The 21,226-nt window shown below is 42.7% G+C and carries 26 protein-coding genes; 18 read left to right on the top strand and 8 right to left on the bottom strand.

Annotated features, from left to right (window positions below; translation table 11 throughout):
* Nucleotides 1-157: 157 nt before the first annotated feature.
* From ATB78_RS10740 to ATB78_RS10710, 7 genes are all read left to right on the top strand, one after another.
* Complete coding sequence (locus ATB78_RS10740; RefSeq protein ID WP_061008651.1) at nt 158-2,488, top strand: DUF3696 domain-containing protein; 2,331 nt, start codon at nt 158-160, stop codon at nt 2,486-2,488.
* On the top strand, nt 2,488-3,432 hold the full coding sequence (locus tag ATB78_RS10735; RefSeq protein ID WP_061008650.1) for a hypothetical protein: 945 nt from the start codon (nt 2,488-2,490) through the stop codon (nt 3,430-3,432). The genes ATB78_RS10740 and ATB78_RS10735 overlap by 1 nt, the downstream gene beginning before the upstream one ends.
* Before the next feature lie 213 nt (nt 3,433-3,645).
* The gene (locus ATB78_RS10730) at nt 3,646-4,248 is read left to right on the top strand and encodes a hypothetical protein (protein ID WP_061008649.1); all 603 of its coding nucleotides are present in this window, start codon (nt 3,646-3,648) and stop codon (nt 4,246-4,248) included.
* 12 nt (nt 4,249-4,260) lie between these two features.
* On the top strand, nt 4,261-4,701 hold the full coding sequence (locus ATB78_RS10725; protein ID WP_061008648.1) for a DUF488 domain-containing protein: 441 nt from the start codon (nt 4,261-4,263) through the stop codon (nt 4,699-4,701).
* The gene (locus ATB78_RS10720) at nt 4,698-5,315 is read left to right on the top strand and encodes a DUF4326 domain-containing protein (RefSeq protein ID WP_081096584.1); all 618 of its coding nucleotides are present in this window, start codon (nt 4,698-4,700) and stop codon (nt 5,313-5,315) included. Before ATB78_RS10725 ends, ATB78_RS10720 begins: the two co-directional genes overlap by 4 nt.
* An 86-nt stretch (nt 5,316-5,401) precedes the next feature.
* Nucleotides 5,402-6,538: a CRISPR-associated ring nuclease Csm6 gene (csm6, locus tag ATB78_RS10715; RefSeq protein WP_061008647.1), complete on the top strand. Its 1,137-nt coding sequence runs from the start codon at nt 5,402-5,404 to the stop codon at nt 6,536-6,538.
* Between the two features lie 395 nt (nt 6,539-6,933).
* Nucleotides 6,934-7,278 carry a DUF3802 family protein gene (locus ATB78_RS10710; protein WP_005427720.1) on the top strand — a complete coding sequence of 115 codons (345 nt, stop codon included), beginning with the start codon at nt 6,934-6,936 and terminating at the stop codon, nt 7,276-7,278.
* Nucleotides 7,279-7,314: 36 nt separating this feature from the next.
* On the opposite strand, the gene ATB78_RS10705 is transcribed toward ATB78_RS10710, so the two are convergent.
* Nucleotides 7,315-7,803, bottom strand: a complete 489-nt coding sequence (locus ATB78_RS10705; protein ID WP_061008646.1) for an NlpC/P60 family protein — start codon at nt 7,801-7,803, stop codon at nt 7,315-7,317.
* Between the two features lie 140 nt (nt 7,804-7,943).
* Between ATB78_RS10705 and ATB78_RS10700 the strand changes: the two genes are divergently transcribed.
* The 8 genes from ATB78_RS10700 to ATB78_RS10665 all read left to right on the top strand — a co-directional run bounded on the left by ATB78_RS10700 (nt 7,944) and on the right by ATB78_RS10665 (nt 13,258).
* On the top strand, nt 7,944-9,962 hold the full coding sequence (locus ATB78_RS10700; protein WP_061008645.1) for a methyl-accepting chemotaxis protein: 2,019 nt from the start codon (nt 7,944-7,946) through the stop codon (nt 9,960-9,962).
* Between the two features lie 208 nt (nt 9,963-10,170).
* Nucleotides 10,171-10,581, top strand: a complete 411-nt coding sequence (locus ATB78_RS10695; RefSeq protein WP_061008644.1) for an NUDIX domain-containing protein — start codon at nt 10,171-10,173, stop codon at nt 10,579-10,581.
* Entirely contained in the window at nt 10,574-10,990 is a 417-nt protein-coding gene (locus tag ATB78_RS10690; protein ID WP_061008643.1) for an NUDIX domain-containing protein, read from the top strand. Before ATB78_RS10695 ends, ATB78_RS10690 begins: the two co-directional genes overlap by 8 nt.
* Nucleotides 10,987-11,463: a hypothetical protein gene (locus tag ATB78_RS10685; protein WP_061008642.1), complete on the top strand. Its 477-nt coding sequence runs from the start codon at nt 10,987-10,989 to the stop codon at nt 11,461-11,463. Before ATB78_RS10690 ends, ATB78_RS10685 begins: the two co-directional genes overlap by 4 nt.
* Nucleotides 11,464-11,612: 149 nt before the next feature.
* Nucleotides 11,613-11,939 carry a YceK/YidQ family lipoprotein gene (locus ATB78_RS10680; protein ID WP_045411076.1) on the top strand — a complete coding sequence of 109 codons (327 nt, stop codon included), beginning with the start codon at nt 11,613-11,615 and terminating at the stop codon, nt 11,937-11,939.
* Between the two features lie 201 nt (nt 11,940-12,140).
* Nucleotides 12,141-12,521, top strand: coding sequence for a hypothetical protein (locus ATB78_RS10675; protein ID WP_020197396.1), 381 nt, complete (start codon nt 12,141-12,143; stop codon nt 12,519-12,521).
* A 42-nt stretch (nt 12,522-12,563) separates the two neighbouring features.
* Nucleotides 12,564-12,782: a hypothetical protein gene (locus ATB78_RS10670; protein WP_061008641.1), complete on the top strand. Its 219-nt coding sequence runs from the start codon at nt 12,564-12,566 to the stop codon at nt 12,780-12,782.
* Between the two features lie 17 nt (nt 12,783-12,799).
* The gene (locus ATB78_RS10665) at nt 12,800-13,258 is read left to right on the top strand and encodes a GNAT family N-acetyltransferase (protein ID WP_061008640.1); all 459 of its coding nucleotides are present in this window, start codon (nt 12,800-12,802) and stop codon (nt 13,256-13,258) included.
* Here ATB78_RS10665 and ATB78_RS10660 read toward each other — a convergent pair.
* Nucleotides 13,231-13,455 (bottom strand): hypothetical protein, encoded by a 225-nt coding sequence (locus ATB78_RS10660; protein WP_050566735.1) that lies wholly within the window; start codon nt 13,453-13,455, stop codon nt 13,231-13,233. The genes ATB78_RS10665 and ATB78_RS10660 overlap by 28 nt on opposite strands.
* Nucleotides 13,452-14,270 carry a sterol desaturase family protein gene (locus tag ATB78_RS10655; RefSeq protein WP_061008639.1) on the bottom strand — a complete coding sequence of 273 codons (819 nt, stop codon included), beginning with the start codon at nt 14,268-14,270 and terminating at the stop codon, nt 13,452-13,454. The genes ATB78_RS10660 and ATB78_RS10655 overlap by 4 nt, the downstream gene beginning before the upstream one ends.
* A 183-nt stretch (nt 14,271-14,453) precedes the next feature.
* Between ATB78_RS10655 and ATB78_RS10650 the strand changes: the two genes are divergently transcribed.
* The 3 genes from ATB78_RS10650 to ATB78_RS10640 all read left to right on the top strand — a co-directional run bounded on the left by ATB78_RS10650 (nt 14,454) and on the right by ATB78_RS10640 (nt 16,999).
* Nucleotides 14,454-15,203, top strand: a complete 750-nt coding sequence (locus ATB78_RS10650) for a tRNA-uridine aminocarboxypropyltransferase (protein ID WP_061008638.1) — start codon at nt 14,454-14,456, stop codon at nt 15,201-15,203.
* 173 nt (nt 15,204-15,376) lie between these two features.
* Entirely contained in the window at nt 15,377-16,285 is a 909-nt protein-coding gene (gene nagK / locus ATB78_RS10645) for an N-acetylglucosamine kinase (RefSeq protein WP_009706081.1), read from the top strand.
* Between the two features lie 216 nt (nt 16,286-16,501).
* The gene (locus ATB78_RS10640) at nt 16,502-16,999 is read left to right on the top strand and encodes a hypothetical protein (RefSeq protein ID WP_061008637.1); all 498 of its coding nucleotides are present in this window, start codon (nt 16,502-16,504) and stop codon (nt 16,997-16,999) included.
* Between the two features lie 78 nt (nt 17,000-17,077).
* On the opposite strand, the gene ATB78_RS10635 is transcribed toward ATB78_RS10640, so the two are convergent.
* From ATB78_RS10635 to ATB78_RS10615, 5 genes are all read right to left on the bottom strand, one after another.
* Nucleotides 17,078-17,344: a DUF2960 domain-containing protein gene (locus tag ATB78_RS10635; RefSeq protein ID WP_005441547.1), complete on the bottom strand. Its 267-nt coding sequence runs from the start codon at nt 17,342-17,344 to the stop codon at nt 17,078-17,080.
* A gap of 74 nt (nt 17,345-17,418) precedes the next feature.
* On the bottom strand, nt 17,419-19,197 hold the full coding sequence (locus ATB78_RS10630) for a bifunctional molybdopterin-guanine dinucleotide biosynthesis adaptor protein MobB/molybdopterin molybdotransferase MoeA (RefSeq protein ID WP_061008636.1): 1,779 nt from the start codon (nt 19,195-19,197) through the stop codon (nt 17,419-17,421).
* Nucleotides 19,194-19,781, bottom strand: a complete 588-nt coding sequence (gene mobA / locus ATB78_RS10625; RefSeq protein WP_039986565.1) for a molybdenum cofactor guanylyltransferase MobA — start codon at nt 19,779-19,781, stop codon at nt 19,194-19,196. Before mobA ends, ATB78_RS10630 begins: the two co-directional genes overlap by 4 nt.
* Nucleotides 19,759-20,478, bottom strand: coding sequence for an energy-coupling factor ABC transporter ATP-binding protein (locus tag ATB78_RS10620; RefSeq protein WP_005441550.1), 720 nt, complete (start codon nt 20,476-20,478; stop codon nt 19,759-19,761). Before ATB78_RS10620 ends, mobA begins: the two co-directional genes overlap by 23 nt.
* Before the next feature lie 43 nt (nt 20,479-20,521).
* On the bottom strand, nt 20,522-21,220 hold the full coding sequence (locus ATB78_RS10615) for an ABC transporter permease (RefSeq protein WP_005427748.1): 699 nt from the start codon (nt 21,218-21,220) through the stop codon (nt 20,522-20,524).
* Nucleotides 21,221-21,226 lie beyond the last annotated feature (6 nt).

The following is a 21,226-nucleotide window of genomic DNA, read 5'->3' as shown; positions in this document are numbered from 1 at the left end:
ACTACTGGTGAGTACGTATGGAATTTACCATCACAGCTGAAATGAAAGCTTAAAAGTTACGATTACCGAATGTAATCTTACAAACAAAATTGAGCTAATTCCGTCTTGTCGATCAAGTTCGACTTTGTCATACTCGAAAAAAATATGAAAAATTAGTATGGCATTTGATACTTTCACCTTTAGTAACTTTAAGAGCTTTGGTCCAAAGCCGCAAACCATCAACCGAAAGCCTCTCACTTTAGTTTACGGTCCAAACAGCGTCGGTAAGTCTTCTTTGTTGCACGCGATGTTGTTAGCCGGCTATCAAGCGAACAATATACAACCTATTCATAAAAGTACTCATTTCGCTGGTGATGTATTAAATCTAGGCGAAGGTAACAACTTTATTCATAAAAAAGCCAATGATACCAGCTGTACATTAACTTACCGTTACAAGTCAGACCGTTTTTTAGAGCACTTTAGAGGCAGCGGTTATCCAATTGCAAAGTCGTTAAAGGATAGTGGGTTTAATATTGTTGATTTTACGTTTGAAAAATACATTAGTTTTATTCAAAATATAAAATTGAATGGGTATGTTTTGCCTAATCGTATTGTTTTATCTATGGTGATTGCTAACCCTAATGATTCAAATCTTGAAAGACATATTAAATATAACAAAAAGTACTTCAATTCAATGTTTAAAAAATGTGGATTGATAAGTTCAAAAGAAAAGCTTGCTCCTCTGATAGATGAAGTTTCTAATAAGGCAAATAAAAAGTACGACATTGAAAATATAAGTTTAGAAACACTTATATCTATGTTTGATCTAGAGTTGTACAAGAATGAAGTTGATCAAGATTTTCTATCAAGCCAAGAATATGTTTTTTTGCGTGATGCATATAAATTATTTGGAAATGACGTTTTTAAAGAGAAATTTGAGTGCTTCAGTTATAATCAATTGGTAAAAAGAGCACTGAATACTAAAGAGTTTATTAAATCACTTCGCGATATTGATATTAAAAAACACACACTTTCAAATAATGTTAATTGCATTGGTGGTTCGTTTAATGAGTTGGAACTAGCTCTAATTCATGTTATTGAATATTACACATATCACGAAGTTAATTCGCTTGTTAAATGGGCGGGGATATACACTTCAAGTGATGAAATGTCCGATCAATTTCTTGATTATGAAAAAATATTGAAAAAAAACTATGATGAAACATATGTTGAACTAGAGAAGTTAATAACTACTCCATTTTGCTCATCATTTGAATTGGAGTCCAAATTTAGTTATGAAAATAATCTAAAAGTATGTAAATCTTCAAAAATAGAACGTTCAACTATTGATGGTGGAACCGGTGAGTTACTGAGTAATAATAATTTCATAGAGATGGCAGATAAACTATCTGCAGAAGAGAATTATAAGTTTTTCTCAGTAATCTTTAGTGAGTTCAATGAAAATATAGAAAGTGTATTTCCATTCCTGCAAAACTCATTTTCTGGTGTAAACAATATCTTGAAATATGAGTCTTCCATACAATATTTTTCCCCTTTGCGTTTCCTTCCTACTAAGTTAGATCTACAAATAAAAAAAGTTAAAGATAATAATCGTGAGGATAAATCGCTACGAAATAGCACAATTTCTGATTTTACTAGTAGTTTGGCTGTCAGGCTTTATCTTGCTTATGTTCGCTCTGCACTTAGTGAACGAATGATACAAAAACTACCAAAAATATGCGTTGATGTTTTTGTTAATAAAGGGCGATTTAATTACTTACTTAGAGTTTTGACTGTTTTTTTAAGCTTACCTTATCTTATCCTGAAATTTTTTAAAACCGACCAGCGATTGGTTGATGTAATTAATGTGTTCAAAAAAACTGAATATAAAAAACGACTTGGTCGGGCTGCAAATAGCCTGCAGTTGTGGCATAGCCTAATTACTGACCCGTCGCACTTAGCGTCTGTTAATGATTGGCTTAGGGATGAGCGTAAGATCAATAACAGATACCAAATTGTTGTACAAGACGGTGGTCAGAAGTTAAAACAGCTGGCATTTAAAGATATGCAAAACGGTACACTGGTTTACCCTCAAGATATGGGGCTGGGAATTTCACAAATTCTGCCAATTATTTTAGCATCAATAATCCATCGCGAGCACAAAATCTACATTGAGCAGCCTGAACTCCATCTACATCCTGCTATGCAGTGTGAGATAGCTGATGACTTTATAAAAAGTATCAATGAACGGGATAATGAATTTATTATCGAAAGTCATAGTGAACATATTCTATTGAGGATTATGCGTCGCATGCGTGAAACTGCCAATGGCGACCACGCACCCGGTGACGCACTAGCCCTTACACCTGATGATGTTTGCCTACTTTACGTGGATCATAATGGTAAACATACCTATGTGAATGAGCTTGAATTAGATGAAGACGGTACATTGCTTGATCCTTGGCCGAATGGCTTTTTTGAAGAGGGATATAAGGAGCGTTTTGCATAATGCTGAAAGAAGTATCATTCACTCCTCAAGTGTTCAGCCGTGATGTAATTGGAGATTTCTTATGGCGAGACGTATTACGTTTACTTGAATTGCTCAGTGACAGCGGGATCATTGTAGGTGCGCAAAAATCTGATTGGATTAAAGCTGTTTATGCTCAAATTGACAGTTTGGATGACAAACCTAAAAGCAAACTACTCGCAGCACTATCGTTACTAAAAGAAAGAAATCGGCTTGTTTCGCATCCAAAACTTGATGATTGCCAGCCTGCATCAGAAGAGGAGTGGCTTCAGGTTATTGAAAATATTCATGCTATTCGACATTTAGATACAATCTATTCTTCTGTTGGGGATAGTAGTAATACTAAGCATATTGAAGAGCTTGAAGATATCAATCTCTACAAAGAATATGGCGTCTCTGGTTCAACACAATTGCCAACAACAGGTAGTGTGTTGAAAGCGGTGCTTTTGCCATTTTTAAGTTACGCTAGAAAGCTAACAATCATAGATCCATATTTTCATTTGGATCAGGAAAGATACCAAGAGACTCTGATGCTAATTGCGCAAAGCTTTCGAGAACGTAGAGGAAAATATCAAGCGGGTAAGATTATTATCAATTGCAAATGGGATTCAAATAAAGAAGATTTTCGGTTAGAAGATTGGCGGCGGTTTCTCGCTCAATTGCATCTGAAACAACACCATGAATGCACAGTGAATATTTGGCAGCCTCAAAAAGGTTCAACAAAAATGCATGATAGATACATAATCACTGATCAAGCTGGTCTAGTAAGTGCTGCCGGTTTAGCCCGTGATAACAACCAAAACTCTGAATGGTCGCTTAAAAACTACACAGAGTTAGGCAAAATACTTGCACAATATAAGCCCAATTCTTCGCCTTTTGTATTGAAAGGGGTTGTGGATAGGCATGGCATAGCGATATCAAATTAAACTTCTCCTATCATTTAATTTGTGAATATTAAGGGCTGGCATATAGAAGAATGCTGTAGGCAGTTAAGGATTTTATAACTAGATGCAAGCAGACAACACACTACTTCGTAAGCTTATAAAAAATAGTTTCCAAGCATAAAGATTAATATACCTCCAGAACGATGAACTGTCTGTGAGGTAAACAGTGTGTGCCTGAATCAATCGAGTTGCACAATGGTTGTGTTAGCGAACTCCATTAAAAAAGGTCAACGTTGTGTGGCTGGAAAATGTTTAGAAACCAAGAAATGGATTCGTCCGGTCGCTACACCTTTTGGTGCTGAGTTGACTACTATTCAATCTAGTGCTCGAAACCCATATGGAATTTATCCTGTAAAGACATTACAGAAGGTAAACATTTCATTTAAGGGAGCAGTACCGCTCGAAAATCAACCCGAGAATAGACTAGTAGATGGGTCTGAATGGCAACAGCGTTACAACGTTTCAAAGGATGAATTAGCCCAGTTCTTGGATTATCCGAACAGCTTATGGGGACCAGGAAGTCGTGTGAGTTACGGCGATATACAAAGTAAGTTGGTTCATGTAGAGCAGTCGTTATTCTTGGTGCGAGTTGATAATTTATCGCTTTACACTGCGGACTTTGGCTCTAAGCGCAGAGCGACATTTTCATACAACGGATTCGATTATGATCTGCCTGTTACGTCACCTAATTTTGATGATTTAGTGTACAAGCAAGATGGCCTGATGGGCATTCTTTGTATTAGCCTTGGGGAAAATTACCAAGGGAATTGCTATAAAATTATTGCAGCTATCTATTGAGCAGGAAATAAAATGAAGATTTATACGATAGGCTTTACAAAGAAAAATGCGGAACGTTTCTTTTCGTTATTGAAGTCAAACGGTGTTGAAACTTTGATAGATGTAAGATTGAACAACGTATCTCAATTAGCCGGGTTTGCTAAAAAAGATGACTTAAAGTACTTCCTTAAAGAACTATGCAGTATTAACTATATTCATATGCCTGTATTTTCTCCCACGAAAGAGATCCTAGATGGTTATAAGAAAAAGAACCTTGACTGGAGAGAGTATGAGTCTCAGTTCAACCAGTTATTGACGGAGAGGAATGTGCATAACTTGTTTGAACCTGTTGAGTTAGATGGTGTTTGCTTTCTGTGTAGTGAACATGAAGCAGACCAATGTCATAGACGCCTAGTCGCTGAATTTATTGCAAAAAACGTTGACGTTGACATAGAGATAGAGCACTTACAATGATGAATACAGTATTAGTTTTATATCCTAAAGCGTTTAATTGTCAGTCAAAATTTAACAGGAAGCTGATTAACATTACCCGTAATATGAGTCACTACCGTTTAGTTTGCTTAAATGATTATAGAGGGTTGATTCGTCATTATTCGGCGGACTTTAATGTGAGTATGTCAGTAGAGGTAATATCGCTTGAAGATTTAGACTTTACCCATGCAATAGTTTTTGATGATGGCGAAGAGTTCGTTCAGCAGGTTAAAACTATTGAGGCACTAAATCGCCCGCTAAGGGTTATTAATGTATCAATTACGCGAGTTATTAACATAAAAAACAACCCAGAATTTAAAGAGACTTCCACAGATTCATATGAGTACATAGGGCGGGGCTCATATTGGGGAAATCCACACTCGATGTTTGAAACGTTTGAAGATAGTGATGAAGACCCGCGTGATGCTGTTATTCGAATGTTCAAGTATGACTTCGATTACGATAAGTTTTTGAATATTGATAAGAACAAGGTTTATGAGCTCGCAGGTAAACGCCTAGGCTGTTTTTGTAAGCCACAGGCTTGTCATGGTGACATCTTAGCGGACTATCTTAATCAGTGGGATGATGGAAAATAACTGCTTTAATACTTAAAACAATAAGTACTGCATCATTCGCTGATAGTCGTTTAATTCAAACAAGAAAGATTCTCAAGAAATAATTTATGAAAAACATACTGTTATCAACAACTGGAGCAAGTCCTCAAGTTCTTACTGAAACTCTGTTTGCAATAGCGCAAAGTGGACGTCCATTTCCAGATGAAGTGTATGTGATCACGACAATGAGTACCAAAGACATGCTACTCAACGGTTTGATCAGGGATGGGCACTTAGAAGCATTAAAGAATGAATATGAACTTCCAGAGTTTAAATTTGATGAGGGCAACGTTTGGTTAATTGAGAACGACAAAGGCGAATTTATTGATGATGCTAAATCCATAGAAGACCAGACTTTTATGGCCGACTTTATTACTCGTAAAGTCTATGAACTAGCTCTTGATGAAAACACTGCCATCCATGCATCGTTAGCTGGTGGGCGAAAGACAATGGCATTTTATTTCGGCTATGCAATGTCTATGTTTGGTAGGGCCCAGGATACACTAAGTCATGTTTTTGTTGATGATGACTACGAATTTGTCAGAGATTTTTGGTATCCGACTAAACAGCCCAAATGGGTAACTGGTAAAAATGGACAAGGTGAAATAGACGTTAGTCAAGCCACGGTAACTCTCGCAGAGATACCATTTGTGCGAATGCGAAATGCCATTGATCAACATATTCTCTCAAACATGGCGAATTTATCATTTAGTCAAACGGTGGCCATGCTGAACTCTTCTCATGAAGAGAAGGTCGCAGTTTCCATCGATATGTCATCAAAACTGCTCTCTGTTCATGGTGTAGATGTTGTGTTTACAGCAAAAGAACTCGCTTTCTATCTGTGGCTATTTGATAAAGGCGAAGCAGGGCTGCTAGTAGACCGCGACTTTGAAGATAAAGAAGAGCACAGCAGAGAGTTTTTAAATTATTATCAACAGATTGCTAAAGATCCTAGAGTCTTCGGTACGTTTGGTACGACACCAGAAGACTTCAAAGAAAACCAGCACACATCATTAGTTGGAATGGGGAAGGATTTCCTTCAACCTATTTGCTCAAACATAAATAAAAAGTTGAAAAAAGCGTTGCCAAGCCAAACCGTAAGTAAACTGGAAATAAAGTCCCAATCACACAAAGGCAATCAGCGTTATGCCGTGCTGTTTTCTCAATCAGACGTAGTGGTTACGGGGGTAAGATGTAAATGGTAAGTCGACTCTAGTTCACCTAGGTTCATCGTGTGTGATGTTTGTAATTGTACTTTGGTAGGAAATAACAATTACAATCGCCTAATTAAGGGCTGATGTGTGAGGGATACGAGTTTAGTTGTAATTCGCAATGACGACTGGTTTGGAGCTTTAGCGAAGCGCTCCTCAATTATACTAGTGTATATTACCTATATGTGAACCTCTTTACATTGTTTGTGGATGAAATCGAGTACACAGGAAAGTCGTTGAAGCTTCTAAGCCGATTGGTTAAAAAACATCCGGTTAGCGCGCCAGTTCTCATTAATATGAAATAAGTTAATGAAATTTTCTCGGCATGTCTTACTATTGAAACTATTTCGCTTTCAGCTTCGAAGGCTTGCACTAAACGGAGAAAAACAGTGGTTGTAGAAACCGATGGATATCTCGCTCTAATCGAGCATTTGTCACTTAACTTAGATATTTTCACGTCTGAAATCGGTGACACAGGATCAGAAAGCATTGAAGATGTCGTGACTGACATGGTTGCGTCGAACATCATGGCGATATTCGAACAAAACCCAGAATTGCATTCAAGTGTGCGCTTTAAGTTACTAAAAGAAGCTGATGCGGTAGTCGAAGATTTGGGTGAAGTGCTTGCGGGTGTGTGGACGAAAAAAGCGACCAATGAACAGATCGCTTTTTTAGATGAATACATCGCGTTAGTGAAGAACTTGTTTGATACCGCTGTCGCGACCTACGACTGATTCCCCAATCTCTCGTCATTCCTATTCAAAGAGGAGTTACATTGTAACTCTTCTTACTTGCCAAAATTTCGATGCCCAATACGGGTTGTCGATTCTTGAAATGATCACGCCTTTCGATGTGGAAGCGTGCATAAACTGCTTATTACCCAAGTAGATACCCACGTGGTATGTGCTTCTTCTGGTCTTAAAAAACACCAAGTCGCCTTGCTGCGCATCAGACCAACTCATCTCAACACCTTGTTTAGACTGTTGGCGCGTTGTTCGCGGCAATGACATTTGGTATGCCTCGACAAAGGCTTTTTGTACAAACGCAGAGCAGTCTATGCCTGATTTCTTTGTACCGCCTAAACGATAGGGAGTGCCTTCCCATTCATTAAAAAACTGAAACAGGTCCTGATTGTCGGACAGAAGTTGGTTGACTGGAAGGGAGGCGTTTACTTGCGTTTCTGGGTCTGGACTAGAAGAACACGCACTAAGTAGCGTACTGATTATTAAAGGGAAAAATATACGACGTACTTTGTACACAGGTCATCTCCATGACTTAAAACTGAAATATTAGTGTCATAACCAATGCCTACTATGGGCTGAAAATTACGTTTTTGTCTCACTTATGTGACGAACAAACGGAAAGTTGATTCAAAACCAAGAAAGAACATAAATTGATTATGACAGAGCGCAAACGTTTACGCCTTTCTCTTTCACTGATTCAGACTATCAGTGCAACATTTTTAACTATCATCGCACTTGTTATAGCCCTTTCTGTCTCAAGTTTCAAAGGAATGGAACAGATTGGCGAACAATTTGAAGAGTTGTCTCAAAAAGCGTTACCCATGGCAATGGCAAATGCGACACTCACAAGGAACGTATTAGAGCAGGTCAAACTGCTTAATTATGGAATGCAAATCACCGACCCGAATGAACTTCCTCTTATCACTTCTCAAATTGAAGAGTTAGCGCAGCAAAGTGACGGGCTCATAGCGCAAACTTCCGGTGTTGCTGAACACCTATCAAGCATGCTCAAAGAAAACGTTGCTGAGTTGCATCAAGTCACCAATTCCATTTTATCGAAACAGTCTGCGGTGATTCAGATGCAAAGCGACATTAACTCGGCCGTTGGTGGGTTTCGATATGGCTTAAGTTCGATTGGCCCAGAGATGAACCGTATCAGCTCCTTTCTAAGCAACGACAACCCTGAATCGAGTGATGCGGCAAATCGCTTCATTGCGTCTGCAAGCTCGATGGAAAGCACCTTCTTGGTCATGATGATGCAAACCGAGCTAGAGAAAGCGGAGCAAGAATACAGAGAAATGCGAAACCGTATCGCTGGTATTAACCTCGCTTACGATGACTTCAAAGAATGGCATCAGGAAGTGACAGAGTTCGCCAGCCTAACTGCGCCTTATGAGATGGTACAAGCAGGCTTCAAAGATGATGGGGTTTTACGTTTGATTCTGGCGAAACTTGAGCAGAGCGAACAGCAAAAGGTCGAGTTTCAGCGTGCCTCTCAGCTCTCAAACGAAACCATGTATTTGCTCGACCAAGTATCTGATTCCGCCTCAGCGCTGATTGATGAGCGTGAAACCATTGTCCACAGTACCATTAAATACGTCAGTTTGATGGTTGTTGTTGCCGCTGGCGTTATCTCGCTTGTGGTGTTAGTGACTTGGTTTGGCCTTCGAACTTGGATTAATCGAGGTCTGAAAAACATCCTTACTCGTCTCTCCGCGCTAACGGAACATGATTTCCGAGATAAAGCGCAGGAGATTGGCCCGTTTGAACTTAAAGAAGTCGCACGCAAACTCAATCAAGTTATCGACTCAACACACGATTCGATTTCAACCGTCACACGTAACTGCGAAACCTTGTACCAAACCGCTGAGATTAGCCACGATGCGGCAGAGCAAACCAATCAAAGCTTAACTGTGCAAAATGAAGCATTGGCGAGCATGGTGACGACCATTACTCAGTTAGAAGCATCGATTAGAGAGATCGCAACGGTGACGAATGCCTCTTCCGAAGATTCGCATTTAGCGACGGAACACACAGTGACAGGTGTTGCAGTGGTAGAGCAAAACCGTCAGCGTTTGGAATCACTAGAAAACTCACTCAACATCAATGAATACTCCATGATTGAGCTCGACCAACGAGTAAAACAGATTCGTGAGATGGTTGATATGATCAGTGGCATTGCTGATAACACCAACTTACTTGCTTTGAATGCGGCGATTGAAGCGGCGCGTGCAGGGGAACAAGGACGAGGTTTTGCAGTCGTCGCCGATGAGGTTCGCAAGTTAGCCAGTGATACTTCGCAGCAGACCACTAATATTCGTGAAATGATGAATGAGTTAGTCGCTGCGGCAGAACGATCACGCAAAGCGGTGAATGACTCACGTGAGGAAATGTCTTACGCATTGCAGTCGAGTGATGAAGTGAAATCGGCATTCGCAGACATTAACGAAGCGGTTCAGCATATCCAACAGCGTGTCGAACAGATTTCTGTTGCGACAGAAGAGCAAGAGCGAGCAACGGCGGACGTGTCGCAAGCCATTACACACATTTCTGACCAAGGTGAGCACACCAAACTCCAATTAGAATCCATGGTCGAAAGCTCGGAGCAAGTTGCAGACATCGCGGGCCACCAACAAGCGATGCTGCATAAATACGAACTGCATCAAGTGAGTTGATCCAGCATTAGGTAAGACCAAAAGAACTTCCAATACGACCAAAGGCAGGGCAATCGCTCTGCCTTTTTATTTTTTGACTCCAAGAGTGAGTGACCCAAATCGCAAATTGATTAACGGCACAAGAGAAATGTGCCACCGGCATTTGTTAATTCTTTGTTGTCGCTTCAAGGTTGTTAGAATGTTCCGCTAAATCAAGGGAGTGAGATGAATGCCAGAGCGAGCAAGTTTGATATTAATAAACGATCACCGAGAGGTTTTATTGATTGAACGAGTGAAGGGTGACAGACACTATTGGGTGTTTCCTGGCGGTAGTGTGGAGGATGGAGAGAATCTTTCTGAAGCTGCGAAACGCGAGGCACTGGAAGAAACCTCTATAGAGCTGACATCGCTCACACCTGTGTTTCAGATTCAAAATCAAGGCCGAAAGGAACATTACTTCTTATCCCATATCGGCTCAGCCACCCCTACGCTAGGTAATGGCCCCGAACAACAAAGGCAATCGGCTTCCAATCAATATATTTTGAGATGGGTGAATTTTACTGAGCTAGCCATGTTGCCTCTCTTTCCAGTCGAAGCGAAACAAATATGCCTTCAGAGCGAGGAGGTATTCTTTGGTTGATAAAGTGTGTCCTCTGCTGTTGCGAAAACAAAACCGCGAGATTCTTCTTTTCAAACATCCTCTTGCCGGCGTTCAGTTGGTGAAAGGCACTGTTGAGCCCTTCGATTGCGACTTTTTAAGTGCGGCAAAAAGAGAGTTGGCAGAAGAGTCGGGCATCGAACTGGTCAATCAACCAACCTACTTAGGGGCTTGGGAGAGTGGGTTTCAAGAGCAGCGTTGGCATTTCGTTTTGTGTGAATGTGAAGCGTTGCCGGAACATTGGGTCTTTCACACTCAAGACGATGGAGGGCATGATTTCGAATTCTTTTGGCATGAAGTTGCGAACGACATTTCTTCCCGTGCGCACCCTGTTTTTCAACGTGCTTTAGAGCAGGTTCGTGAGTTTATCCGCCTTGGAGCAATGAAGTGAACGTTGAAATTGGTAATCACACGAATGCAGAGTTGCTTCAAGAACTCAAAGAACAACGCATTCAATTCAATCCGTTTGCCTTACAGCTGTTTGAAGATCAATTGATACAAACCAAACAGCATGCTCAGACTTTGTCTTTATCGATAGTAACGCCTTCGGAATTAGGTGCTTCATTTGGAGCAACGTTCGCTGAGCTTCTTACTCATGGAGCTCTGAAAGGGCTAGAGCCTTGTCCGCTCGCTGTGGCGCCATACTTGTTACTTCAGGGTATTTCGCTCACAAAAGATGAGTACATAACAATCGCTTCTTTGCCTCTTGAGCAGAAAGACACCTATCCCAGAGGTTTGTATCTGCGTAAGCGGGATGATGGTGTTTGGCTAAGAGGTTATCGATGTGAGGATGCTTTTATCTTTCCTCCTTCGATGAAGTTTGTGTTCATTGATGCGAAGGCTAAAGAGGAGGAGCAATATTGACGTTCGACTATTACTCGTTCCCGACAATTTTACTGGAGATTTGTTGCAGCTTCTAAACCACACCCAAACGTCACATCTCACGTGTATCAGCAGTAAGCAAAGAAATACGTAAATCATTCTCACGAAGGAAATACAAACAAGGAAAGTTCATGAAAAAACGACTCGTCATATTGGCAGCCATTGCGTCGCAAGGTTGTGCAACGATAGAGACCCTAAACCCAACAAACAATCATGTGAGAATCGCTCATGAGGGGAAGCAGAGCTACTGCAAGGAAATTCCAAGAGTTTATAGTGGAGTGAATTACAACATGTGTTTGTTGAATGGTGAGCCTAGCTATTCAGAAAACACGGGTCCCAAACTGGATGGGGTGCCTTTCTTTGTGTTTGATACTGCTTTTTCAGCGTTGGCTGATACTTTATTCCTACCATACACAATAACGATGCAGGCACAGAAAGGGCCAATAGAGGTTAACTAAGCTTTCAAGCGAACCATCAAACCAAACGCTATGCTTTTATCAGGAGCGAAATGACAAGGAAGAACAGCCATTGTTGTTCTTTCAACCTCTCACGTACGGTTTAAAGGCACTGTCGCTCTCAAAAATGGCGTCGAAATTACAATTATTTAGCTGATTTCTATATGCTTTGCGCATTCATTCAGATAAGGAAAGGAAACGATAATGGATAAATTCGTACTGTTTCTCCTATGCCTTTGCCTGACAGTGGGTGGTGTCATCCACATTTACGACAATATTGTCGATGGCTTTTTGCCTTACGATTTTGCCCCAGGCTGGTTAAACATGTATTGGAGTGCCCTTGGCCTCCTTGATTTACTCGCCGTTTATTTGCTGATTAGGCATCGCCGGACTGGGCTGGTTTTACTGTTATTGATTATGTTGAGCAGCGTAGGCTTTAACTCTTATGCGCACTATGGATTGGGTGTATTGGAGAGCAGTGGACAACTGCAATGGCAAACGTTGTTGTTAGGGTTTTCTATTGGAGTATCAATTTGGCTGTGGAATTCGCAAAAGCATCGCCACTCACGTCAGATATTCCGGTAATTGTTTTATTCGATATTACGTATTTTTAAACAGGGAAGTGTTATGGATAACTTTAAGGAGCTTGCGAGCTTCGGTGTTTTTGCCGCGCTATCGGGCTTTAGTTTTGGCGCAATCTTTTTTGGTATTGCGTTTGTGTACGCGGCCATCAACAAGCAACAAGATGTGAGCGTGTTCGCCATCTCTTCAATTGTTCTTGGGATTATCGGTTTGTTTGTTGGTGTGACCCAATCAAACAAAAAACGCGAATTGATTAAAGCCTAAGCTCATTAAAAGAGAAAATGCTAAAACGCGTTTCGAGTGAAAACCCTTCGGTAGTATCCCTTACTAGAGATTGCTTTCAAGAATTGAGAGCAATCTATTCTCCAAATAAAGCCGCGAAACCGACTTCAAGCAAAGATGAATGGGTCAATTATGCTTATTATCTTGAAGGTAGAATCGTTGGTTACGTCAAAGCCAAACTTACAGACGACGAGCTGCAATTATCAGGACTGGCTGTTGAAAGCGCATCTCGCAAACAAGGAATCGCTCGTCGCTTAATTATGGCTTTATGTGAGTTATATAGCTCAGTTAATGCTCTGAGTGTCTGGTGTGTGGAAGAAACGGGTAATGTCGAGATTTTCAAAGCACTCGGTTTTGAAGTGCTGCAAACAGAGTCTTCTTCGTTGTTCTCGTTAATCAATGGTCGTCCAGCTACGGAAGTTAAACTGGGCTACTCAATCCGAAATACATTGGGATGAGTTGCGGTCGCGTGTTCGTGATACATATCATCTAGGTAGGTCAGTAACTCGTCTTCATCGAGAAAGGGCGGCACTACAAAGTCTCTGATTGGGCGCTTTATCGAAGTTTCTGAATCGATATAAAGCGTCCAAATCCCATCTTTGCATTCAGCAAGCATGATTTTTCCAAACACATTCACTTTCATTGAACTGCTCATGAGGAAGACTTTTCCTTGTAACGAAATGGCTGGGTGATCAGTTTATCCAATCTTTGCTCGTCTTTATCGCGAATCTCTGGGACACCAATCACAACATCATCATGACCTAATTCCGGTTGAGCGCGGTAAGTGCCAAACAAACGATCCCAGATCGACAAGAAGAAACCAAAGTTTGAATGTGTCTCGCGCACTATGACAGAGTGGTGCACGCGGTGCATGTCTGGCGTCACAACCAATTTACGTAGCTTCGAATCCCAAGGTAGTGGCAGCTTTGCATTGCTATGGTTAAACATCGCGCTAGCATTCAATACGATCTCAAACACCACGATGGCGATAGGAGACACGCCCAAAGCGAAAACAGCAGCGATTTTTACAATCATTGAGAGAATGATTTCTATCGGGTGGAATCGTGTTCCGGTTGTGACATCGATATCCAGATCAGCGTGATGCATGCGGTGAAGCTTCCACAGCGGTTTAACGCGATGGAAAACTAAATGCTGTAGATAGATGATGAGATCGAGTAATACAACAGCTATCAGCACATGTAACCAAGTCGGCAAGGCAAGAGCGTTGAGTAGACCCCATTGGTTTTCATAAGCGATGATGGCTGCTTGGAAAGCGGCAATTGGCATGACAACGGCAATAACGACACTATTTAGCGCGACCAGTGTGAGGTTGTTAAACCAGCGAAATGAACGGTCAACGCTCAACTGCTTTCTCGGTAGCTTGTTTTCCCACAGATTACAAAGCAACAAAACACCAATAAAGATGCTGAGTCGTAGCCAAGAAGGGTCGTTAAATGCTGTTTCGGTCACGCTAATTTCCTTGATTGATTCGCTTATTTGTTAAGACCTTAAGACTCCACCGTATCTTTCACCGAGAAGAAAGGAATGTGAATGTCCGTCCGTTTACGAGCATTTCTTGAGACTCACTGGAGATGCAAGTAGAATCGCGCTCTACTTTATACATGCACTTATTCCAACTGGCACTTTCTATCCATGAGAATCCACGCTTTCCATCGTTTATACCAGCACCGTCAATCTATCTCAACGAAGCCGTTTAACGCTCGTGGCTGTAAAGTGGTTCGCTGTCCATATTGTCAGGTTTCTGAGCCATATTGTTTATGCGACATTCAGCCGAACATCGAATCCAATATTGCCTGCATGCTGATCGTATCGGAAAACGAAGTGTTCAAACCGAGTAATACCGGGCGACTAATTGCTGATACGATTCAAGAGACCTACGTGTATCAATGGAATCGTACTGAGCCTTCTCAAGAGATGCTGGCACTGCTAGAAAACGATGCTTATCAACCAGTGGTGGTCTTCCCAGCAGATTACGTGGATGAGCCTGAGCGTTTGTTAGACGGTTTGAATCCGGAGCGATTGAAGGCATCCGATGGTTTGAACAAAAAATGGTTACTGATCTTCATTGATGGCAGCTGGCGAGAAGCGCGTAAAATCTTCCGCCGTTCCGAGTTCTTGAAGTCTTTGCCTGTGCTTTCTATTGAGCCGGAATCATTGTCTGAATACATCATGCGCCGCTCGGACAATGAGCAACATTTGTCTACTGCAGAAGTCGCGACGTTAGTATTCAAACAGGCAGGTGAAGAGCAAGCGTCTGAGTGTCTGCAATTGTGGTTTGAAGCCTTTCGTGAAACCTACATGCTGACGAAAACTCGAGTAAAAACCGACTGGTCTCGACCACATCTGAAACGTTTCAAAGAGTGGGCTAAAATCGAGAGCTAACTCTAAGGAATGAACTTTTGTTGATGGCTTGTTGTTCAACTGGCTTCGATGAGGGGATAAATCTGCATTCGGTCACGGTTTGCAGGCGTACAGATATGGATAATGCTCGGAGTTTATCTTTTTTGACTCCAGCATTTTTTGGGAGTCGTTTGAGCTTTTTAGGAGAGAATTGCATGTATTACGGCTTTGATGTCGGTGGCACTAAAATTGAGTTTGGTGCGTTTAACGAAAAACTTGAGCGTGTAGCAACTGAACGTGTACCAACACCAACAGACAACTACGATTTGCTAGTAGAAACTATCGCAGGTCTGGTTAACAAATACGATGCGGAATTTGGTTGTGAAGGTACGATTGGTCTTGGCCTTCCTGGGATGGAAGATGCTGATGATGCAACTGTACTAACGGTTAACGTACCTGCAGCAAAAGGCAAACCACTTCGTGCTGATCTTGAAGCTAAAATCGGTCGCAGCGTAAAAATTGAAAACGATGCAAACTGTTTCGCGCTTTCTGAAGCATGGGATGAAGACCTTCAAGATGAACCATCTGTACTAGGTTTGATCCTTGGTACTGGTTTTGGTGGCGGCTTCATCTACGAAGGTAAAGTATTCTCTGGTCGTAACCACGTAGCGGGTGAGGTAGGCCACACACGTCTTCCTATCGATGCATGGTTCCACCTAGGCGACAACGCACCTCTACTAGGTTGTGGTTGTGAAAAGAAAGGTTGTCTAGATAGCTATCTATCTGGTCGTGGTTTCGAGCTTCTTTACGCGCATTACTACGGCGAAGAGAAGAAAGCGATCGATATCATTAAGTCACACGCAGAAGGCGAAGCAAAAGCGGTTGAGCACGTTGAGCGCTTTATGGAGCTTCTAGCAATCTGTTTCGCGAACCTGTTTACTGCGACTGATCCACACGTTGTTGTACTAGGCGGCGGTCTATCTAACTTCGAACTGATTTACGAAGAGATGCCAAAACGCATTCCTAAGTACCTGCTTTCTGTCGCGAAATGTCCGAAGATCATCAAAGCAAAACACGGTGATTCAGGCGGCGTACGTGGTGCTGCGTTCCTAAACATCAAATAGTCGTCTGAGTTTTCGGTAAGCCAAAACACATAAGACCAACATTGAAAGCCTCGTTTCCGTTTAAGGTGAAACGAGGCTTTTTTGTATTTGTCGCTCCATACTGCTGCTTTGTATAACTGAGCTGCCATCTTTACCCAGCTTTACGCTTCGTTTACGTCCCTTGAACTCACGGTTGATAAGCTGTCTGTATTGCTTCCACGAACAGTAGGAATGAAGATGTTCAACTCATCAAAATTACGCTATGGCGTTCTTAGCATCGCCTTAGTTGGTATGGTTTCACCGACGTTTGCCAAGCCACCAGCACCTAAGCCACCAAAGCATGGGAAGAAGATAGTGGTGGTAAAGCCTGTTTTCCGTCCCGTTTATAAAGCGCCAGTTCATCGTGTATACCATTACAATAAAATTCCGAGAACCGCGACTTACCTAGTGATTGCGGGGATCACTTATGCCGTCGTTGATAATGTCTATTACAAGCGAAGTGGCGATCAGTATATTTACGTGGAGCAACCACCGGTATCTGTACAGAGTGAAGTGAATACAGCGAGTGCCACTGTCGTAACAAATAAGGGGGCTGCAGGTAAGATAGTCGATGTATTGCCGAATGAAGCAACCGCGGTGACTGTTAATGGGGCGACTTTCTACGTTCAAGGCAGTGACTGGTATGCGCCAATTGCGGGAACCAATCAGTTCGTGATTGTAGAGCCTCAGCTATAGTGTGTTGTCTTTAGATTGCATGCATAAAAAAACTCGCGACGAATCGCGAGTTTTTTGTTTTGGTCTGTATAGCTTGGCTTATTTTTTCTTTTTGCCTACGCCCAAGTTTTCTTTTTGAGCTAGGGTGATTTTGCTAAAGCCAAGTTTTCTGAAATGATTATCGCGGTAGTTGCGCACTGCCTTGGTGTCAGATACTGCTTCGATTTGCTGCTCCATCTTTAGGTACTCAGTGATATCGATACCTTCCGCCTCTGCAACTGCTTCTTGAATGTTGCGGTGTTGCTGGTATGAGAACGTCAGTTCTTTGTCTTGGTCTTTGTAAGTGTAAAGAATGGTGCGAGCCATAGCTGTCTCTCTGAAAAATTTTTCTGTTATCAATAAAAAGGTCAGACACGCTGACCTTTGAATTCTGAATCGGCCTAGATTCTGCCTTGAAGTGGGATAATTGTCACGCTTTCTCCCGCTTTTACTGTATCAACAGCAGGGGAGATTTCGATCAAACAGTTTGCCTCACTCATTGAGCGCAGAATGCCAGAGCCTTGTTTTCCTGTTGTGCGAACGGATAGGCGACCTGTTTCGTCTAGTTCGTAGATACCACGGCTAAACTCGGTACGACCTTGGCGAGAGCGCAGATTTTCTGTCGCAATGGCACTGACTTTAAGTGGCTTCCAACCTTGTTCACCTTGCATCTTACGCAGAGCAGGCTCAACAAAGTTGATGAATGAAACCATCACAGCCACAGGGTTACCCGGCAAACCAAAGAAAGGCTTATCGTTGATTTGACCAAACGCAAGCGGACGACCAGGGCGCATGTTGATACGCCAGAAATCAATTTGCCCCAGCTTATCCAATGCCAGCTTAATGTAATCTGCATCGCCAACGGAAACGCCGCCAGAAGTCATGACTACGTCGGCTTGCGCAGAAGCATTTTCGAGCGCTTCAATCATCAACTGCTCGTTATCTTCTAGGATACCGAAATCCAAGATCTCGCAACCTAGTTTCTCTAACATGCCCATGATGGTGAAACGGTTTGAATCGTAGATTGAATTCGCTTTCTGTTCTGTGCCTGGCGCTTGAACTTCGTCACCGGTAGAGAACACTGCAACTTTCAACTTGCGGAACACGTTCGCTTCGCCAAAGCCAAGAGAAGCGATCATACCCATCTCAGGAGAGGCTAGGCGAGTACCCGCAGTAAACACATCGCTACCAATTGCTAAGTCTTCCCCCGCTTGGCGAACGTTTTGACCAGTTTTGATGCTCGCGCCATTGAACGTGACTGTATCGCCATCTTGGGAAGCTTGTTCACGCATAACAACAGTATCACCATTGATAGGTGTTGGGGCGCCCGTCATGATCTTAACCGCTTGACCAACTTCTAAAGGCTGATCGTAAGCATGACCCGCCATCACTTCAGCAACCACTTGGTAGCTTTCACGCTCGACGTCATCACCGCGAATCGCGTAACCGTCCATCGCTGAGTTTGTGTATTGCGGAACATTCACTGGTGACACCACGTGATCTGCAAGTACACGACCATACGCGTCTTCAATCTTGCATGCTTCGGTTTCAGCAACCGTGTTCACCAAAGATAGGATTTTTTCTTGTCCCAGAACCACAGAAAGGAAAGCTGGAGAAAGGGTATCGCAGCAAGCGGCTTCTTTCTCTTTACTCATTGGTGCTTTCGCTTCTTGAACATACTGAATAACGAACTGGGCAATCGCTTCAAGATCGTTGATGTTCATTTGTGGCAGTTCAGAGTCCAATTCGCCGCTGTCTGAAGCAATCGCGATGATGTTTTCATCGTTTGGATGAAGCCAAGGCTTGCCGACTTCTTCACGGTGCAATTCGATCTTTGGAAAGGCAATGTTTTTGCAGCCTTCCACTAGAACCACGTCTAGCTTGTCTTCATCGAAACGTGTCAGTAGGTAATCAAACTCAGATTCTGACTCTGGTGTTTCTGTCATCAGTGCGAAGCGGTTACGAGAAGAGATCAGCATTTGCGATGCGCCCGCTTTACGTAGGCGATGGCTGTCTTTGCCCGGTTGGTCGACATCGAAGTTATGGTGTGCGTGCTTTAGCATACCGATGCGTAAACCTGCTTCGGTCAACTTTGGTAGCAATGCTTCAAGTAGCGTAGTTTTGCCCGTGCCAGAGTAGGCAGCAAAACCAAGAATAGGGATGTTTAGCGTGTGTTTCATGATTCGAGTTGTCCAAATTGCGCCAATTCTTCAGGCGTATTTAAGTTGACGAAACAGTTTGGTGAGTCGCTAAAGTCAACGTAACTGGTGTTGCACTCTTTGTAGAGTAGGATGATCTTACGATCGCCACGTTCTAAAAACGCGGTCAGCTTTGGCAGTACGCGCTTGTGGTAAAGCGTGAAGACGGGTTGCTGGTGGTCGCCATCATGAGCAACCAAAATATCGGTGTCTTCTTTTGCTGCATTGCAAAAACGTTCAACAAGATCAGTGTTGATTTGTGGGCTGTCGCAAGGGACGAAGCCAACCCAATCGGTTTCTGCATGAACTAGGCCCGCGTGGATACCGCCCATCGGACCTGGGAAATCTTTAAATTGATCGCTGAAGACGAAACCAAACGCACGGTAGGCGTCTTGGTTTCGGTTCGCATTGATTAGAATGCGTGGTGTTTGCGGAGATAAACGTTCGATAACGTGTTCGATGAGTGGCTTCTGATTCAGTTCGATCAGACCTTTGTCTTTTCCACCCATACGGCTGGCTTGACCACCAGCCAAAATGACCCAACTAGTTTGTGTTGGCTGAAGCATATGCGTTCTCTTGGGATGTTTCTTTTGGTATGACATACAAGAGTGGAGACTCTACCAAAGTCTTGTCTTTAATCCACCACTGTTTTTTACATAAATCCGTCAACGCGTTCGCTTGGTGGCTAGTCACAACAATACTAGAACCGCGATCAAGCAGATCTTTTGCCATGATAACCAGACGTTCAATCGACTCTTGGTCGAGAGAGGCACTTGGTTCATCCATCAACAAAATCGATGGTTTTAAGATCCAAGCTCGTGCCATTGCTACGCGTTGCTTTTCTCCGCCGGACAATACAGAGATGTGTTCGTCGGCTAAGGTTTCTAACCCTACCATGCGCAGCGCACTAATAACTTGAGCTCGCTTATCTTTTGCCGTGTCTTGTTGATATTTAACTCCATAAACGACGTTTTCATACACAGTGCCGTCAAAAAGGTAAGGAGACTGATGGAGATAAATCACATCAACACGACCATTGCGGCGCGTCCACTTCTTCAACCAAGTATCTTTCGGTGCCACCACTTTACCCGTTGAAGGCTTGAGCAAACCTGCAAGGATCTTGAGTAGGGTGGTTTTACCAACGCCATTGTCACCCTTTAGGTAAATCGCGTCGTTTGGACCAATGGCCAATTCAGGGATGTGGAATAGCACACGCTCTTTAAAGCGCATGGACAATTGCTCGGCGGTAATTTTTATAGTCATAATTCACCCTTACATTGGGTCGATGGCGAGTCGATTGCTTGCTTCATGTTCTTAGATAGCCTTTGCCTCTCATACTCGATAAGAGGAAGTTGAGCGCTAACGCTAACGATAGTAATACAATTCCTAATGCAACTCCTTGCGCAAAAGCACCTTTACTGCTTTCCATAGCAATGGCAGTCGGAATATTACGGGTTACGCCCATAATGTTGCCACCAACCATCATTGAACAGCCTACCTCTGTGACGATTCGTGAGAATCCCGCAATGATAGCCGCCAATAAAGGAAAACGTGTCTCCCAGATCATAGTAGCAGCGATACGAGGTATTGACGCACCTAACGTAATCGCTGTTTCAACTGCGCGACGGTCACTCGATTGAAGCGCACCGTGCATCATGGAAACCAGAACCGGAAAACAGACGATCATTTGTCCTAAGATCATGGCCTTTTGCGTAAACAGCATTTGCCAATCCCCCAAAGGGCCTGCTCTTGAAAGCATCATGTACAGCAGCAAACCAATCACGACTGTTGGCACCGCCTGTAAGGTGTTCACTATGGACAGCAAGAACCACTTACCACGGAAGTCGGTGTAGGCAAGGACAAAAGACATCAAAATAGACGGCAATACCACCAAAGATATTGCCGTAATAGAAACACTAAAGGAGACCGCAACGATCTCCCATAGGTCTGCATCAAAATTCACCAGTAAGCGCAGGGCTTCTAGTGTTGTATCAGCAAGATTCATATTGCG

Source organism: Vibrio sp. CUB2, assembly GCF_001557945.1.
Lineage (GTDB): Bacteria > Pseudomonadota > Gammaproteobacteria > Enterobacterales > Vibrionaceae > Vibrio > Vibrio owensii.
The sequence above is the reverse complement of the archived record's forward strand: the minus strand, read 5'-3'. Positions and strand labels throughout refer to the sequence as shown.